The sequence below is a fragment of the Klebsiella sp. 1SOBk5mer genome, assembly GCF_046603115.1.
In the GTDB taxonomy this organism is placed as follows: domain Bacteria; phylum Pseudomonadota; class Gammaproteobacteria; order Enterobacterales; family Enterobacteriaceae; genus Klebsiella; species Klebsiella quasipneumoniae.
On sequence record NZ_JBKIUU010000001.1, the window covers coordinates 433,864 to 449,718 of the forward strand.

14 protein-coding genes and 1 pseudogene are annotated in these 15,855 nt (G+C 65.5%); 13 read left to right on the plus strand and 2 right to left on the minus strand.

What is annotated here, in order from left to right; translation table 11 throughout:
- The first annotated feature begins 17 nt into the window (after positions 1-17).
- From mhpC to ACLH1U_RS02155, 6 genes are all read left to right on the plus strand, one after another.
- Positions 18-884, plus strand: coding sequence for a 2-hydroxy-6-oxonona-2,4-dienedioate hydrolase (gene mhpC, locus ACLH1U_RS02130; protein WP_411299013.1), 867 nt, complete (start codon positions 18-20; stop codon positions 882-884).
- A gap of 9 nt (positions 885-893) precedes the next feature.
- The gene (gene mhpD, locus ACLH1U_RS02135; protein WP_023290062.1) at positions 894-1,700 is read left to right on the plus strand and encodes a 2-keto-4-pentenoate hydratase; all 807 of its coding nucleotides are present in this window, start codon (positions 894-896) and stop codon (positions 1,698-1,700) included.
- Entirely contained in the window at positions 1,693-2,643 is a 951-nt protein-coding gene (gene mhpF, locus ACLH1U_RS02140) for an acetaldehyde dehydrogenase (protein WP_032453227.1), read from the plus strand. The genes mhpD and mhpF overlap by 8 nt, the downstream gene beginning before the upstream one ends.
- Positions 2,640-3,656: a 4-hydroxy-2-oxovalerate aldolase gene (gene mhpE / locus ACLH1U_RS02145; RefSeq protein WP_101977390.1), complete on the plus strand. Its 1,017-nt coding sequence runs from the start codon at positions 2,640-2,642 to the stop codon at positions 3,654-3,656. The genes mhpF and mhpE overlap by 4 nt, the downstream gene beginning before the upstream one ends.
- Positions 3,657-3,727: 71 nt before the next feature.
- Positions 3,728-4,924: a 3-(3-hydroxy-phenyl)propionate transporter MhpT gene (gene mhpT / locus ACLH1U_RS02150; protein ID WP_411299014.1), complete on the plus strand. Its 1,197-nt coding sequence runs from the start codon at positions 3,728-3,730 to the stop codon at positions 4,922-4,924.
- Positions 4,925-5,026: 102 nt separating this feature from the next.
- Positions 5,027-5,752, plus strand: coding sequence for a polyphenol oxidase family protein (locus tag ACLH1U_RS02155; RefSeq protein ID WP_032453224.1), 726 nt, complete (start codon positions 5,027-5,029; stop codon positions 5,750-5,752).
- A gap of 12 nt (positions 5,753-5,764) precedes the next feature.
- Here ACLH1U_RS02155 and ACLH1U_RS02160 read toward each other — a convergent pair whose 3' ends face one another.
- Positions 5,765-7,345 carry a rhodanese homology domain-containing protein gene (locus ACLH1U_RS02160; protein WP_411299015.1) on the minus strand — a complete coding sequence of 527 codons (1,581 nt, stop codon included), beginning with the start codon at positions 7,343-7,345 and terminating at the stop codon, positions 5,765-5,767.
- A gap of 5 nt (positions 7,346-7,350) precedes the next feature.
- The gene (locus tag ACLH1U_RS02165; RefSeq protein ID WP_374014615.1) at positions 7,351-7,953 is read right to left on the minus strand and encodes a cysteine dioxygenase; all 603 of its coding nucleotides are present in this window, start codon (positions 7,951-7,953) and stop codon (positions 7,351-7,353) included.
- A 106-nt stretch (positions 7,954-8,059) separates the two neighbouring features.
- On the opposite strand from ACLH1U_RS02165, the gene ACLH1U_RS02170 reads away from it, so the two are divergent.
- From ACLH1U_RS02170 to ACLH1U_RS02200, 7 genes and pseudogenes are all read left to right on the plus strand, one after another.
- On the plus strand, positions 8,060-8,953 hold the full coding sequence (locus tag ACLH1U_RS02170; RefSeq protein ID WP_050533322.1) for a LysR family transcriptional regulator: 894 nt from the start codon (positions 8,060-8,062) through the stop codon (positions 8,951-8,953).
- A 144-nt stretch (positions 8,954-9,097) separates the two neighbouring features.
- Positions 9,098-10,193, plus strand: a pseudogene (locus tag ACLH1U_RS02175) (LLM class flavin-dependent oxidoreductase).
- Complete coding sequence (locus tag ACLH1U_RS02180; protein WP_411299016.1) at positions 10,180-11,331, plus strand: acyl-CoA dehydrogenase family protein; 1,152 nt, start codon at positions 10,180-10,182, stop codon at positions 11,329-11,331. Before ACLH1U_RS02175 ends, ACLH1U_RS02180 begins: the two are co-directional and overlap by 14 nt.
- A 5-nt stretch (positions 11,332-11,336) precedes the next feature.
- Positions 11,337-12,311 carry an ABC transporter substrate-binding protein gene (locus ACLH1U_RS02185; RefSeq protein WP_023290055.1) on the plus strand — a complete coding sequence of 325 codons (975 nt, stop codon included), beginning with the start codon at positions 11,337-11,339 and terminating at the stop codon, positions 12,309-12,311.
- Positions 12,308-13,345 (plus strand): ABC transporter substrate-binding protein, encoded by a 1,038-nt coding sequence (locus tag ACLH1U_RS02190; protein WP_044523770.1) that lies wholly within the window; start codon positions 12,308-12,310, stop codon positions 13,343-13,345. The genes ACLH1U_RS02185 and ACLH1U_RS02190 overlap by 4 nt, the downstream gene beginning before the upstream one ends.
- Complete coding sequence (locus ACLH1U_RS02195) at positions 13,326-14,321, plus strand: ABC transporter permease (RefSeq protein WP_044523768.1); 996 nt, start codon at positions 13,326-13,328, stop codon at positions 14,319-14,321. The genes ACLH1U_RS02190 and ACLH1U_RS02195 overlap by 20 nt, the downstream gene beginning before the upstream one ends.
- The gene (locus ACLH1U_RS02200; RefSeq protein ID WP_017901271.1) at positions 14,315-15,103 is read left to right on the plus strand and encodes an ABC transporter ATP-binding protein; all 789 of its coding nucleotides are present in this window, start codon (positions 14,315-14,317) and stop codon (positions 15,101-15,103) included. The genes ACLH1U_RS02195 and ACLH1U_RS02200 overlap by 7 nt, the downstream gene beginning before the upstream one ends.
- Positions 15,104-15,855: the final 752 nt, after the last annotated feature.

Genomic DNA, 15,855 nt, shown 5'->3' on the forward strand with positions numbered 1-15,855 from the left:
TTAACCGGGAGACTAACATGAGCTATCAACCGCAAACCGAAGACGCCACCAGCCGATTCCTCAACGTCGACGAGGGAGGCCGCACGCTGCGCATCCATATCAATGACTGCGGCGACGGGAAAGAGACCGTGGTGATGCTGCACGGCTCCGGGCCGGGGGCCACCGGCTGGGCCAACTTCAGCCGCAACATTGACCCGCTGGTCGAGGCGGGCTATCGCCTGCTGCTCCTGGACTGTCCGGGGTGGGGGAAGAGCGATTCGATCGTCAACAGCGGTTCGCGTTCGGATCTCAACGCCCGCATTTTGAAAAGCGTGGTCGATCAGCTGGGGATCGATAAAGTCCATCTGCTGGGCAACTCGATGGGCGGTCACAGCGCGGTGGCCTTCACCCTGAGCTGGCCGGAGCGGGTGGCGAAGCTGGTGCTGATGGGCGGGGGAACCGGCGGCATGAGCCTGTTCACGCCGATGCCGACGGAAGGCATCAAACTGCTGAACGCCCTGTACCGCGAGCCGACCATTGAAAACCTGAAGAAGATGATGAGCATTTTCGTCTTCGACACCCGTGACCTCACCGACGCGCTGTTCGAGGCGCGGCTGAACAATATGCTGTCGCGCCGCGACCATCTGGACAACTTCGTCAAGAGCCTCGAAGCCAACCCGAAACAATTCCCTGACTTTGGCCCGCGGCTCGGCGAGATCGCTGCGCAAACTCTCATCGTCTGGGGACGCAATGACCGCTTCGTGCCGATGGACGCCGGACTACGCCTGCTCGCCGGGATCGCCGGCTCTGAGCTGCACATTTACCGCGACTGCGGCCACTGGGCGCAGTGGGAACATGCCGACAGTTTTAATCAGCTGGTGCTCAATTTCCTCGCACGGGCTTAAGGAGTGATGATGACTATTTCTCTTGACGCGCTGGCGCAGCAGTTGCGCGACGCCGAACGGACCGGCCAGGCGATCGCCCCGCTGCGCGATATCCTCGGCGTCGACAACGCCGACGCCGCCTACGCTATCCAGCGCCTGAACGTGCAGCACCATGTGGCCCATGGCCGACGGGTGGTGGGCCGCAAGGTAGGCCTGACCCATCCCAAAGTGCAGCAGCAGCTGGGGGTCAACCAGCCGGATTTCGGCACCCTGTTTGCCGACATGTGCTACGGCGACAACGCCGATGTGCCGTTTGGCCGCGTGCTGCAGCCCAAGGTGGAGGCCGAGATCGCCCTGGTGCTGAAACATGATCTGCCCCATGCCGATACCACTTTTGATGAGCTGTATAACGCCATCGAATGGGTGCTGCCGGCGCTGGAGGTGGTGGGCAGCCGCATTCGCGACTGGTCAATCGGCTTTGTCGACACCGTCGCCGATAACGCCTCTTGCGGCCTGTACGTCATCGGCGGCCCGGCGCAGCGACCGGCGGGTCTGGATCTGAAAGCGTGCGCCATGCAGATGACCCGCAACCAGGAGCTGGTCTCCAGCGGCCGGGGCAGCGAGTGCCTGGGGCATCCGCTGAACGCCGCGGTGTGGCTGGCGCGCAAGATGGCCAGCCTCGGAGAACCGCTGCGGGCGGGGGATATCGTGCTGACCGGGGCGTTAGGCCCGATGGTGGCGATTAACGAGGGGGACAGCTTTGTCGCCCATATTGAAGGTATTGGCTCAGTCGCGGCACGCTTCGTCGCCGCCGGAGAAGGACATCGTGATGCGTAAACGTAAAGTCGCCATTATCGGCTCCGGGAATATCGGCACCGATTTAATGATTAAAATTCTGCGCCACGGCCAGCAACTGGAGATGGCGGTGATGGTCGGCATCGATCCGCAGTCGGATGGCCTGGCCCGCGCCCGGCGCATGGGCGTCGCGACCACCCACGAAGGGGTCGGCGGCCTGATGCAGATGGCGGAGTTTGCCGATATCGACTTTGTCTTCGACGCCACCAGCGCCGGCGCGCACGTCAAAAACGATGCCGCGCTGCGCGAAGCGAAGCCAGGGATCCGCGTCATCGACCTGACGCCGGCGGCGATTGGCCCGTACTGCGTGCCGGTGGTCAACCTTGAGGCCAATCTCCACCAGGGCAACGTCAATATGGTGACCTGCGGCGGTCAGGCCACTATCCCGATGGTCGCCGCGGTCTCGCGGGTGGCGAAGGTGCATTACGCGGAGATCGTGGCCTCCATCGCCAGTCAATCCGCCGGGCCTGGGACGCGAGCGAATATTGACGAATTCACTGAAACCACCTCGCAGGCGATTGAAAAGGTCGGCGGCGCGGGCAAGGGCAAGGCGATTATCGTGCTGAACCCGGCGGAGCCGCCGCTGATGATGCGCGATACCGTGTATGTGCTGAGCGAGATGGCGTCCCAGGAGGCGATTGCCGCCTCGATCGCCGAGATGGCGGCGGCGGTGCAGGCTTACGTGCCTGGCTACCGGCTGAAGCAGCAGGTGCAGTTTGAGGTTATCCCCGAGGATAATCCGGTCAACCTGCCCGGCGTGGGCCGTTTTTCCGGACTGAAAACCGCGGTTTACCTCGAAGTGGAAGGGGCGGCGCACTATCTGCCGGCGTACGCCGGCAACCTCGATATTATGACCTCGGCGGCGCTGGCGACGGCGGAGAAAATGGCCGGGGCAATGAACAGCGCGGCGGGAGCGACAGCATGAACGGTAAAAAACTCTACATTTCGGATGTGACGCTGCGCGATGGTATGCATGCGATTCGTCACCAGTATACCCTGGCGCAGGTGCAGCAGATTGCCGGCGCGCTGGATAAGGCGGGGGTGGACTCCATCGAAGTCGCCCACGGCGATGGGCTACAGGGATCGAGCTTCAACTACGGCTTTGGCGCCCACAGCGATATCGCCTGGATTGAAGCGGCGGCGGAGGCGGTCAGCCAGGCGAAAATCGCCACCTTGCTGCTGCCGGGCATCGGCACCCTGCACGACCTGAAAGCCGCGTATCAGGCCGGGGCGCGGGTGGTGCGGGTCGCCACCCACTGCAGCGAAGCGGACGTCGCGGCGCAGCATATTGCCTTTGCCCGCGAGCTGGGGATGGACACCGTCGGTTTTCTGATGATGAGCCATATGATCTCCCCGCAGGCGCTGGCGCAGCAGGCGCTGAAGATGGAATCCTATGGGGCGACCTGCATCTACGTGGTGGATTCCGGCGGGGCGATGAACATGAACGACATTCGCGATCGCTTCCGCGCGCTGAAGGCGGTGCTGAAGCCGGAGACCGCCACTGGGATGCATGCCCACCATAACCTGAGCCTCGGGGTGGCTAACTCTATCGCCGCGGTGGAAGAGGGCTGCGACCGGATCGACGCCAGCCTGGCCGGGATGGGGGCGGGGGCGGGCAATGCGCCGCTGGAGGTGTTTATTGCCGCCGCCGACAAGCTCGGCTGGCGGCATGGCACCGACCTCTACGCGCTGATGAATGCCGCCGACGAGCTGGTGCGGCCGCTGCAGGACCGCCCGGTGCGTGTCGACCGCGAAACGCTGGCGCTGGGCTACGCCGGGGTCTACTCCAGCTTCCTGCGCCACAGCGAAGCGGCGGCGGCGCGCTATGGCCTCAGCGCGGTGGATATTCTCGTCGAGCTGGGCAAACGGCGGATGGTCGGCGGCCAGGAGGATATGATCGTCGACGTCGCGCTGGATCTGCTTAACCGCCAAAAATAACAACGGGCGGCTGACCATGCATCAGCCGCCCATCACCTGCTCCGCTTGTCCGGCTATCGCAAAGGTACCCTATGACCAAGATAACGACCGCAAACTCCTCGCGCCTGGTGGCCACCATCGGGCTCTGTTTTATGGTGGCCCTGATGGAGGGGCTGGATCTGCAGGCGGCGGGGATCGCCGCCGTCGGCATGGCGCAGGCCTTCGCGCTGGATAAAATGCAGATGGGCTGGATCTTCAGCGCCGGGATCCTCGGCCTGCTGCCCGGCGCGCTGGTGGGCGGCATGCTGGCGGACCGCCACGGGCGCAAACGCATCCTGCTGGGCTCGGTGCTGCTGTTTGGCCTGTTCTCGCTGGCCACCGCGGTGGCCTGGAGCTTCCCGACGCTGCTGCTGGCGCGCCTGCTCACCGGCGTCGGGCTGGGGGCGGCATTGCCGAACCTGATTGCCTTAACCTCGGAAGCCGCTGGCCCGCGTTTTCGCGGCCGGGCAGTGAGCCTGATGTACTGCGGGGTGCCCATTGGCGCCGCGCTGGCGGCGGCGCTGGGGTTCTCTGGCCTTGCCGCGGCCTGGCAGACCATCTTCTGGATTGGCGGCGTGGTTCCGCTGCTGCTGATCCCGCTGCTGATGCGCTGGCTGCCGGAATCGCAGGCGTTTCAACGCGTGGAGACCAGCGTGCCGCTGCGCACCCTGTTTGCCCCGGGGCATGCCGCCCCCACGTTGCTGCTGTGGCTGGGCTATTTCTTCACTCTGCTGGTGGTTTATATGCTGATCAACTGGCTGCCGATGCTGCTGGTAGGCCAGGGATTCAGCGCCAGCCAGGCGGCGGGGGTGATGTTCTCTCTGCAGATCGGCGCCGCCTGCGGCACCCTGCTGCTGGGGGCGCTGATGGATAAGCTTACTCCGTTGCGCATGTCGCTGCTGATATACAGCGGCATTCTGGCGTCGCTGCTGGCGCTGGGCAGCGCGTCGTCGCTGAGCGGGATGCTGCTGGCGGGGTTTGTCGCCGGGCTGTTCGCCACCGGCGGCCAGAGCGTGCTCTACGCGCTGGCGCCGCTCTTCTATCCCGCGGCGATCCGCGCCACCGGGGTCGGCACCGCCGTGGCGGTGGGACGCCTGGGGGCGATGAGCGGTCCGCTGCTGGCCGGCAAGATGCTGGCCCTCGGCACCGGCACCGTCGGGGTGATGGCGGCCTCAGCGCCGGGCATTGTGCTGGCCGGCGTGGCGGTGTTCTGGCTGATGCATCGCCAGCAGCGCGCGGCCATTGTCTGAAGCCTGTCCGGCGGTCCGGCGAAAAAATGCCGGGCCGCCGCCTTGCCTCTGCGCGTGCCCTGGCCTAAGGTAAGACATCATTCTCTGTCGCTTATCGTCTCTATGGCTTACCGCTCCCGCTTGCTCGACGCTATCCCTGGCATCCGCCACGCGTTTCTCGATGTCCACGAAACCGCCGCCTTTCCCTATGCCGAAATGGCGCCGGTGAAGCTGGTCCATGGCAATGAGGTTCATCATTATCAGCAGCCGCTGCCGACGCGCCCGCATGCCGACGCGGTGTTTACCGCCGTCGCCGGGCAAAAGGTGGGGGTGGTAACCGCCGACTGCCTGCCGATACTGATCGCCTCGCGCGACGGTCGCTTCATCTGCAGCGTGCATGCCGGCTGGCAGGGGCTGGCCAGCGGCATTGTCGACAACAGTCTGGCGACTTTTCGCCAGCAGGGGGCGGCGCTGGCCGATCTGGTCATCGCCGTGGGGCCGCATATTCACCCTTGCTGTTACGAAGTCTCCGCCGGATTTTATCAGCAACTGCTGGACCAGCCCGGCGGTGACCGGGTGGCCCGGCACCGCCAGCGGCTGTTCCATTCCCGTTCTGGTCCGGTCAGCGATCCGCTCAAAGCCGCGGCGCGCGGCAGCGATAATCTGTGGTTTGATCTGCGCGCTTTCGCTGAAGCGATCTTCGCAGAGGCGGGGGTGGCGTCAACGAGCGTTGAATGGCTGGGGAGCTGCACCTATTGCACGCCGCAGTCGCTGGGCTCCTACCGGCGCCGGACCCATTTTCCGGCGCCGAAGAGCTTTCAGTACTCGTGGATCATGCGTGAGGCCTGAGTCGCGCTGGCGTTAGATCACCCGAAAACCGTGGGTGCCGTCGCGGGCAAGCTGATCCACCAGGCCGTACTCCCACTCCAGATAGGCCTGCATGGCCTCTGCGGAATTATCGGTCCCTTCATAGGGTCGGCGATAGCGGTCCCGGCGCTCGACAGCGAGGCCGGCGTCGCCATGGGCCAGCGGCAGACCGGCGGCGATCCACGCCAGCGTCCCGCCGCGCAATATCTGTACCGGCTTACCGGTTAAGGCCGCCACCTCGGGCGCCGCGTAGCGGGCCAGCAGGCTGCTGCCGCAGGTCACCACGTAACGTTGAGCGGGAGGGATCGCGTCCAGGGCCTGGCGCAGATGCGAGCGCGTCAGCCACCACGCGCCGGGGATATGGCGGGCGACAAAGTTGGCGCTGGTGGTGAAATCGAGCACCACCGTACCGGGGTCGTCCAGCTGTTGCGCCAGCTGCGCCGGGCTTATCTCCTCCGCCTGCGGGGCGGGGGGCACTTCGGCGGCTGGTACCCCGCGCTCGCTCAGCTGGCTGGCCGACAGGGCGCTCAGCCGCGCCGTCTCCCAGCCCATCTGCGCCAGCCACGAGCCGGTTATCGCCGCCCGGACGCCATCGTCATCCAGCAGCACCATTCGCGCCCCTCGTACGCTGGCGAAGTGATCGGTCTCCTGCACCAGCTGGCCGCCTGGCGCGCTCAGGCTGCCAGGATAGTGGCCCGCCGCGTACTCCTCAGGGCTGCGCACATCAAACAGGAAGGTGGTGCGGTCGCTCTGCTGCAGCCAGCGTTGCAGGGTCGCCTCATCGATGACCGCCACCCCGGCCCGTTCGGCGAGATGCGCCACCTCGGCGGCCCGGGCGCCAGAGGCGCGGGCGGAGGGATCGTATTGCCGCTGCTGCTGGTGCGCCAGCGTCTGGCCGGCCAGCGTCCAGCCAATAGTGCCATTGCGCAGGGCATGGACCGGGTTCGGCACGCCGGCGTTGATCAGCGACTGGGTGCCGATGATGCTGCGGGTGCGTCCGGCGCAGTTGACGATCACCGGCGTTTGCGGGGAGGGCGTCAGGCTCTCCACCCGCTGGGCCAGCTCGCCGCCGGGCACGCTGATGCTGCCGGGGATGCTCATGGTCTGGTACTCATCGAAGCGCCGGGCGTCGACGATCACCACCTCCTGTCGGCTGTCGATGAGCGCCTGAACCTCCCGGGCGCTGAGCGACGGCGTGTGACGCACGCTTTCCACCAGCTCGCCAAAGGCTTTACTGGCGGAGTTGACGTCCTGAAACAGCTCGCCGCCGCTGCGGCGCCAGCCGGCGAGACCCTCGGCCAGCAGGGCCATATCCTGATAGCCCCAGGTCCGCAGTCGTTCGACGGCGATCTCCGCCAGCCCTTCGCCATTGTCGTAGACGGTGATCGGGGTGGTGAAGCGCGGTATCCGCCGGCGCACCTCCAGCTCCAGTTTGCTGAGCGGCAGATTGACGGCAAACAGCGGATGAGCGGTGGCGAAATCGGCCTCTTCACGGACGTCGATCAGCGCCAGTTCACGACGGTCGAGCAGCGCCTGGCGGATCCCGGCGGCCTGTCGGTAAGCGTAAGTGGACATAATGGTTATCCTTGGTGTTCGCGGGAGGGATCCCAGATATTGGGCACATGGCGGTTGGCGTAGCCGGAGATAAACGGTTTTTGCTGGCCTTCCGGGGTATACACCGCGCGCTTCACCGCGCCGATGTTGCCGCCGTAAACATGAATGCTGATGGAGACGCGATCCGCCAGCGCATTGCTGACGCGATGAATATCGCCATCGTCAACGGAGACTTTCTCCACCTGGCCTGCCTGCAGGAGCGTGACGGCGCCCAGCGGCCGCGGTATGCCGTCTGCATCCAGCTGGTAGCGTTGATTCTCCTCCGCGCCGCGCAGCATACCAATGGCCCCCCATACCCGGTGGTCATGGATCGGCGTCGCCTGTCCCGGCCCCCAGACGAAGCTGACGATCGAGAAGCGCTCCCCGGAGTCGGCATGCAGCAGATACTGCTGGTAATGGTGCGGGTGCGGCAGGGTGTACTCTTCCGGCAGCCAGTCGTCGTGACGTACCAGCGCCGCCAGCCGTTGGGCCACGGCGTCAAGCAGCGGCGCGGTCTGGTGGTGTTCACGGTGCAGGCGATCAACCGCATGAATAAAATGGCGTAATTTTTCCAGTCGTGGTCCAGTCATGTGCGGTTCCTGTAAGAGGGACTGGTCAAAACGCTAACAGAGGCGTTAATATTATTTAAATGCAATTTACGCATATATTAATATGCAAATTACACATAAGGATCCTATGCGCATCGACGATATTGACGCTCTGCTGGCCACGGTGCAGTTTTCTTCCCTTAATCAGGCGGCGGACTATCTGGGGATCACCCAGTCGGCTATCACCCGGCGCCTGCAGCGTCTGGAGCAGGAGCTGAACGTCACGCTGTTGGCGCGTCAGACCCGCCCGCTGACCCTGACCGCCGCCGGTCAGCGGGTGTACGAGCAGTGCCTGAGCATTAAGCGCGAGACGAAAAAGCTTTACAGCCTGTTGGATCCGGAAGGCGAGCCGCGCGGCGCGCTGCGTCTCGGTGTACCGCAGAGTATCAGCGAGATCGCGCTGCCGGCGGCGCTGGCGGCGCTGAGCCAGCAGTTTCCCGCACTGTCCCCGCAGGTCGCCTGCGGCTGGAGCGGAGAGCTGCAGCGTCGGCTGGAAAACGGCGAACTGGACGGCATGCTGGCGATGGGCCCCGCCCAGCAGACCCTCGCCGAGGGCTACAGCGGGCGGCTGCTGTGTCCCCTGGAGGTGGTGCCGATTGCCGCCCGGCGTCTGAATTTGCGGGCGTCGTCGCTGCGGGAGTGCGTCGAACAGGGCTGGATCCTTAACCCCGACGGCTGTGGACTACGCGCCGGGCTCATCCGCGAGCTGCAAAGCCAGGGTCTGCGCCTGAAGCTTAACGTCGAGAGCGCGGGCGCCCAGCTGCAGATGGCGCTGGTGGCGCAGGGACTGGGGCTGGGTCTGGTGCCGCGGGCGGCGCTGGCGGCCAGCCCGTGGCGGGACGAGCTCGAGGTCGTCAACCTCAGCGACTTTCAGCCTGCGGTGTCGCTGTGGCTGATCCACGCCCGGTATCTGGCAAACCTGCAGTCGCCGCTGACCTTTTTCGCCAGCAAAGTGGTGCAGCAGCTGACAGTATCCGACTGAAAGTACTATGTATTTTTGTTTAATGCCAGTCTTGCATATTAAGATATGATAAAAATGCATTTTGTTCATTAACACACCCTGTATAGGGTAATGAGCAGCGCCGCCGTCGCGGCCACTCCATTACCCTGACGCAAGGAGTTGTTCATGAGCATTCAGTTTCTCGGCATGATTGGCCATCGCCTCTCTTCCGAAACGATTGCCCCGGTGGGGCCGATCTTTGACCGCGACTATATCGTTCGCTTTGCGCAAACCCATGAAGCCGCCGGGTTCGATCGCCTGCTGGTGGGTCACTGGTCCGATCAACCCGACGGCTTTCTGGTGACCGCCCTGGCCGGACTGTCGACGCAGAAAATTCAGTACCTGCTGGCCCATCGCCCCGGTTTTGTCTCGCCGACCCTTGCCGCGCGCAAATTCGCCACCCTTGAGCATCTGCTGGGGGGCCGACTGGCGGTGCATATCATCAGCGGCGGCAATGACGCCGAGCAGCGCCGGGACGGCGATTACCTCGATCACGACCAGCGCTATGCCCGCACCGACGCCTTCCTTGACGTCGTACGCCGGGTGTGGACCAGTGAGCAGCCGGTAGATATTCACAACGATTTTTATCAGGCCGAACAGGCCTGGTCAGCCATTCGTCCACTGCAAAAGCCGCACCTTCCCATCTACTTCGGCGGTTCGTCGGAAGCGGCCATCGCTGTCGCTGGCAAACACGCTGACGTCTTCGCCCTGTGGGGCGAGTCGCTGGCGCAAACCGGGGAGACCATCCAGCGCGTGCGCGCCGAAGCGGCGAAACACCAGCGTGATATTGGCTTCAGCGTCTCGTTCCGGCCGATTATCGCCGACAGCGAAGCCGAGGCCTGGGAGAAAGCCGAGCATATCCTGCACGTCGCCACCGAGCAGGCGGCGCAGCGCGGGGGCGGGTTCAAGGCCAAACCGGACAGCATCGGCGCCCAGCGGCTGCGGGCCACCGCCGCGCAGGGCAGAGTGGTGGACAAACGCCTGTGGACCGGCATCGCCCAGCTGGTGGGCGGCGGGCATAACTCCACCGCGCTGGTAGGCACCCCGGAGCAGGTGGCCGATGCGCTGCTTGACTACTACGACCTCGGGGTGCGCAACTTCCTGATCCGCGGATTCGACCCGCTGAACGATGCGGCAGACTACGGCCGGGCGCTGCTGCCGATCGCTCGTGAAAAAGCCGCGCGGCGTGCGGTGGCGGAGCGCGCATCGTGATCCATCCTGAGCGCGACGACTGGGCGCAGCAGCTGACGGCGGTACGCCAACAGATGGCGGAGCAGGCGGCCAGCCTTGACGCCAGCGGCGACTTTCCCTGGCGCAATATCGACCCGCTGCGCGCGGGGGGCTGGTTAAGCCTCGCCGTGCCGCGTGCATACGGCGGCGCGGGCGCCAGCCTGGCCCAGCTGCAGCAGGCCATCGCCGCCATCGCCTGGGGTGAGCCGGCGACGGCGCTGATCGTCTGCATGCAGTATCTGCACCATTTGCGGCTGGCGGAAAACGACGCCTGGCACGCGCCGCTGCGCCAGCAGGTTTTTCATGATGCCGTCGAACACGGCGGCCTGATCAACAGTCTGCGCGTTGAGCCGGATCTGGGCTCCCCGGCGCGCGGCGGCCTGCCGGACACCGTGGCGAGCCGCCGCGCGGACGGCTGGGACATCAACGGCCATAAAATCTATACCACCGGCATTGAAGGGCTGCGCTGGCTGGCGGTTTGGGCGAGAAGCGATGAGAACCCGCCGCGGGTGGGCACCTGGCTGGTGCCTGGCGACAGCCCGGGGATTAGCGTGGTGAAAAGCTGGGATCACGCCGGGATGCGGGCTACCGGCAGCCATGAGGTGATTTTTCGCCACGTGCGGGTGGCGGCAGAGCATGCGGTGGATGTCTGGCCGGTCGATGCGCCACCCGCCGCCCAGGCGGAACCGTTGCGCCTGTTCGCCAACCGACAGACGGCATTGCTGGCGGCGATCTATGACAGCATCGCCCGCGCCGCTCACGACTGGCTGGTGGGGTGGCTGGCGGGGCGGGTGCCCGCGGGTCTCGGCCATCCGCTTTCCCGCCTGCCGCGAGTGCAGGAGAAGGTCGGGCAGATCGCCGAACTGCTGTTGGTTAACCGCAGCCTGCTGGAGCAGGCCGCCGCGCTGCGCTTTTCCGCCATCGAGGCCAACCTGGCAAAAGTCACCATCACCGACAACGCCATTCAGGCGGTGAATATCGCGCTCGAGCTGACCGGCAATAATGGCCTCAGCCGACAAAACCCGCTGGAACGCCACTACCGCAATGTGCTCTGCGGCCGGGTGCATACCCCGCAGAGCGACAGCGCCTGGCTGGCAGCCGGCCACTTCGTCTTTCAATCACAAGGATAATCACGATGCGTCTATCATTCTCAGGCCGGGTGGCGGCAGCGCTGATGCTGCTGGCGCTGGGCGGTTACGCGACGGCGCAGGAGCGGCTTACCCTGCGCATCGCCGATCAAAAAGGCGGCATGCGTTCGCAGCTGGAGGCGGCCAACGCCCTGCAAAACCTCCCCTACGACATTAAGTGGGCCGAATTTCCGGCCGCCGCGCCGCTGGCGGAAGCCCTTAACGCTGGCGCGGTGGACGCGGGGATCATCGGCGATGCGCCGCTGCTCTTCGCCCTGGCTAACGGCGCGCCGGTAAAAGCGATCGCCGTGGACAAAAGCAACCCGGCGGGGACCGCGGTGCTGGTTTCTCCCGGCAGCGCGATAAAAACCGCCGCCGGGTTAAAAGGCAAGCGCATTGCCACCGGCAAAGGGTCGATTGGCCATTTCGTGGCGCTGAAAGCGCTCGAGCAGGCGGGGATTTCACCGAAGGAGGTGCAGTGGGTGTTCCTCGGTCCGGTTGACGCCAAAGTGGCGCTGCTTAACGGTTCGGTGGACGCCTGGGCGACCTGGGAGCCCTACACCACCCAGATGGTGAAGACCAACGAGGGGCAGATCCTGGTGAGCGGCAAAGGGCTGCTGCCGGGGAATACCTTCCTTGCGGCAACGGATTCAGCGCTTAACGATCCGCAAAAGCGCGCCGCGCTGCAGGATTATCTCCAGCGCCTGGCCGGCGCCGAACGCTGGGCCTACGCCAATCTCGACAGCTACGGCAAAACGCTGGGGGAGATCATCCGCTTCCCGGCGGAGATCGCCCGCGCGCAGTTTGCCAACCGCCAGTCGCAGTGGCAGTCGCTGGCGGAGGAAACGGTGACCCAGCAGCAGGCGACGGCGGACTTTTATCTCGCCAACGGCCTGATCCGCACCCGGCTGGACGTGAAGCCGACCTTTGACCCCAGCTTTAGCGTGCCCGCCGGGCCGGCCCACGCGGAGGTAACGCCATGACCCCGTCCGCTTTTTCCCGTCGTCGTTTTTTAAAGCTAAGCGGTGGCCTGGCGCTGGCCGGGGTTTCCCTGCCGCTGTGGGCTCACGATATGGCGGAAATGGCCAGCGGCGATGCTCATCCGGCGCTGCGCCTGCCGCAGCCGTACAAGATCAAGCTGGCGATCAACAAAAGCGCGGTTTGCCTCGCGCCGGTCGCCGTCGCCGAGCAGCAGAAGATTTTCAGTAAATATAACCTCGACGTTGAGTTTGTTAACTTCGGCAACTCCACCGATGTGCTGCTGGAGGCGATCGCTACCGGCAAGGCCGACGCCGGGGTGGGGATGGCGCTGCGCTGGCTGAAGGCGCTGGAGCAGGGCTTTGACGTCAAGCTCACCGCCGGGACCCATGGCGGCTGTCTGAACCTGCTGACGGCCAAAGCGTCGCCGTTCAACGGCCTTGAGAGCCTGAAAGGGCAAACCATCGGCGTCACCGACATGGCCGGGCCGGATAAAAACTTCTTCGCCATCCTGCTTAAGCGCCACGGTATCGATCCGATAAGCGACGTGCAGTGGAAAGTCTACCCGGCGGATCTGCTCAGCGTGGCGCTGGATAAGCGCGAGATCGCCGCCATCAGCGGCAGCGAGCCGTTCAGCTATCGGCTGCTGGAGACCGGCAAGTATCAGCTGATCGCCAGCAATATGACCGGGGACTATGCCAATCTGAGCTGCTGCGTGCTGGGGGTGAGCGGGAGCCTGGCGCGGGACCATAAACCGGCCGCCGCGGCGCTCACCCAGGCAATCCTTGAAGCGCACAGCTATGCCGCCGAACATCCGGAAAGCGTGGCGCAATCTTTCCTCGCCCATGCGCTCAACACCAGTGAAGCGGAGGTAAGCGGCATTCTGCACGGACAGGGGCACGGCCACCACGCGGTGGGTGAGGCGTTTGTGAAAGAGCTGACGCAGTATGCGGTCGACCTGCAGCGGGTGCAGGTGATCAAACCGGGCACCGATCCCCATCAGTTTGCGGAGAGTATCTATGCCAACGTATTCGCCTGAGCAGGCGCTGGCGCGCCCAACCGGCCGCGCGCCGCTGTGGGGAGAAGGGCTGCTGGCCGCCGCGCTGTGGCTGCTGGGCGGTCTGTTCACCCTGGCCTGGCCCGATGCCGGGCGGCGCTGGCCGTTTAGCGAGGGCTGGGCGCTGGCGCAGTTCGCCTTCGGCGGCGGCTTGCTACTGCTGGCGCTGAGCTATCGCTACTGGCGAGCGCGCGGCGCGCGCGTGCTGCATGCCGGCAAGTGGCTGGCGCTGCTGCCGGTGCTGTTCGCTGCCTGGGAAGGGCTGACCGCCAAGAGCGGCGTGCTGCCGGTGCCGTTTTTCGCGCCGCCGCAGGCGCTGATCGAGGTGCTGCACGACGACTGGCCGCGTCTGCTCGACAGCCTGCTGCACTCCCTGGGGCTGCTGGGGCTTGGGGTGCTGCTCGGCACCAGCAGCGGGTTCGTCACCGGTCTGGCCATTGGCTGGTCGCAACGGATAGGCTACTGGGTCCATCCGGTGTTACGCCTGCTGGGGCCGGTGCCGTCCACCGCGCTGCTGCCGCTGTGCCTGTTTATCTTTCCGTCAAGCTTCGGCGCCAGCGTGTTTTTGATTGCGCTGAGCACCTGGTTCCCGGTCACGGTGCTGACCTGGTCCGGGGTCATCGGCATTGACAAGGCGTGGTACGACGTGGCGCGGACCCTCGGCGCCAGCCAGCGTTTCCTGATCCTGCGGGTAGCGATCCCCGCCGCGCTGCCGAACGTCTTTGTCGGCCTGTTTATGGGGCTTGGCGCGTCGTTTTCGGTGCTGATTGTGGCTGAAATGGTGGGGGTGAAGTCGGGGATCGGCTTTTACCTCCAGTGGGCCCAGGGCTGGGCGGCCTATCCCAATATGTACGCCGCGCTGCTGGTGATGGCCTTGCTGTGCTCCGGCCTGATCAGCGGATTATTTATGCTGCGCGATAAGCTGCTGAGCTGGCAGCGGGGAGGGATGCAATGGTAACCGCGACGTCAGGTTCGCAGACGATAGCGCGCGGCGCGGCGGTATCGATAAGCCATCTTCATCACGCGTTTACGCTCGGCAAACAGGCGGTGCCGGTGCTGGAGAATATCAGCCTGCAGCTGCGGCCAGGGGAAAGCGTGGCGCTGCTGGGCCCTTCCGGCTGCGGTAAATCCACCCTGCTGCGGCTGCTGGCCGGGCTGGAAGCCCCGCAGAGCGGACAGATGCAGTTCGACGGCGCGCCGCTCGGCGCTCCGGGGCCGGAGCGCATACTGGTGTTTCAGGACCCGACGCTCTATCCGTGGCTGACGGTGCGGCAGAACGTGCTGCTGGGCCCGCAGGCGCAGGGCAAAAGGGGGCTGGAAGCAAAGGCCGACGCGCTGATTGACCGCATCGGTCTGCAGGCCTTCAGCGAAGCGTGGCCGCGGCAGCTGTCAGGGGGGATGGCGCAGCGCGCCGCGCTGGCGCGCGCGCTGTTGAACGAGCCGCGCCTGCTGCTGCTCGACGAGCCGCTGGGCAAGCTTGACTCGCTGACCCGCATCAGCATGCAGCGGGAGCTGATCGCCCTCTGGCAGCAGCAGGGGTATACCAGCCTGCTGGTGACTCACGATATCGAAGAGGCGCTGCTGCTGTGCGAGCGGGTGCTGGTGATGTCGCCGCGTCCGGGGCGGATTATCGCCGAGTTCGCGCTGCCGCTGGCCTTTCCCCGCCACCGCGATAACCCGCAGCTGCTGCAGCATCGTCAGGATATATTGCGTATCCTCGGCCAGGAGGAGGACTGGTAGGGTAAACGCACTCCCCGGTGGCGGCTGCGCCTTACCGGGCCTGCGAGCTCCACAGAAGGGGAAGGACCGTAGAACGTAGGCCGGTGCAAGCGCAGCGCCGCCCGGCAATGGGCATCCGGCGCCATGCGCCACGTTTTGCCCGGTGGCGGCTGCGCCTTACCGGGCCTGCGAACTCGACAGGAAGGGGGAAGGACCGCAGGCCGGTGCAAGCGCAGCGCCGCCCGGCAATGGGCATCCGGCGCCATGCGCCACGTTTTGCCCGGTGGCGGCTGCGCCTTACCGGGCCTGCGAACTCCACAGAAGGGGAAGGACCGCAGGCCGGTGCAAGCGCAGCGCCGCCCGGCAATGGACATCCGGCGCCATGCGCCGCGTTTTGCCCGGTGGCGGCTGCGCCTTATCGGGCCTGGGAACTCGAGAGGAAGGGGAAGGACCGCAGGCCGGTGCAAGCGCAGCGTCGCCCGGCAATGGACATCCGGCGTCATGCGCTACGTTTTGCCCGGTGGCGGCTGCGCCTTACCGGGCCTGCGAGTTCGAGAGGAAGGGGAAGGACCGTAGGCCGGTGCAAGCGCAGCGCCGCCCGGCAACGGGTATCCGGCGCCATGCGCCACGTTTTGCCCGGTGACGGCTGCGCCTTACCGGGCCTGGGAACTCGAGAGGAAGGGGAAGGACCGCAGGCCGGTGCAAGCGCAGCGCCGCCCGGCAATGGGCATCCGGCGCCATGCGCCACGATTTTGCCCGGTGGCGGCTGCGCC

What these genes read in the sequence shown, in the direction of transcription:
- ACLH1U_RS02195 (WP_044523768.1), top strand. Translation starts at nt 13,326, where the DNA reads ATGCCAACGTATTCGCCTGAGCAGGCGCTGGCGCGCCCAACCGGCCGC.
- ACLH1U_RS02185 (WP_023290055.1), top strand. Translation starts at nt 11,337, where the DNA reads ATGCGTCTATCATTCTCAGGCCGGGTGGCGGCAGCGCTGATGCTGCTG.
- mhpT (WP_411299014.1), top strand. Translation starts at nt 3,728, where the DNA reads ATGACCAAGATAACGACCGCAAACTCCTCGCGCCTGGTGGCCACCATC.
- mhpC (WP_411299013.1), top strand. Translation starts at nt 18, where the DNA reads ATGAGCTATCAACCGCAAACCGAAGACGCCACCAGCCGATTCCTCAAC.
- ACLH1U_RS02165 (WP_374014615.1), bottom strand. Translation starts at nt 7,953, where the DNA reads ATGACTGGACCACGACTGGAAAAATTACGCCATTTTATTCATGCGGTT.
- mhpD (WP_023290062.1), top strand. Translation starts at nt 894, where the DNA reads ATGACTATTTCTCTTGACGCGCTGGCGCAGCAGTTGCGCGACGCCGAA.
- ACLH1U_RS02160 (WP_411299015.1), bottom strand. Translation starts at nt 7,345, where the DNA reads ATGTCCACTTACGCTTACCGACAGGCCGCCGGGATCCGCCAGGCGCTG.
- mhpF (WP_032453227.1), top strand. Translation starts at nt 1,693, where the DNA reads ATGCGTAAACGTAAAGTCGCCATTATCGGCTCCGGGAATATCGGCACC.
- mhpE (WP_101977390.1), top strand. Translation starts at nt 2,640, where the DNA reads ATGAACGGTAAAAAACTCTACATTTCGGATGTGACGCTGCGCGATGGT.
- ACLH1U_RS02155 (WP_032453224.1), top strand. Translation starts at nt 5,027, where the DNA reads ATGGCTTACCGCTCCCGCTTGCTCGACGCTATCCCTGGCATCCGCCAC.
- ACLH1U_RS02190 (WP_044523770.1), top strand. Translation starts at nt 12,308, where the DNA reads ATGACCCCGTCCGCTTTTTCCCGTCGTCGTTTTTTAAAGCTAAGCGGT.
- ACLH1U_RS02200 (WP_017901271.1), top strand. Translation starts at nt 14,315, where the DNA reads ATGGTAACCGCGACGTCAGGTTCGCAGACGATAGCGCGCGGCGCGGCG.
- ACLH1U_RS02170 (WP_050533322.1), top strand. Translation starts at nt 8,060, where the DNA reads ATGCGCATCGACGATATTGACGCTCTGCTGGCCACGGTGCAGTTTTCT.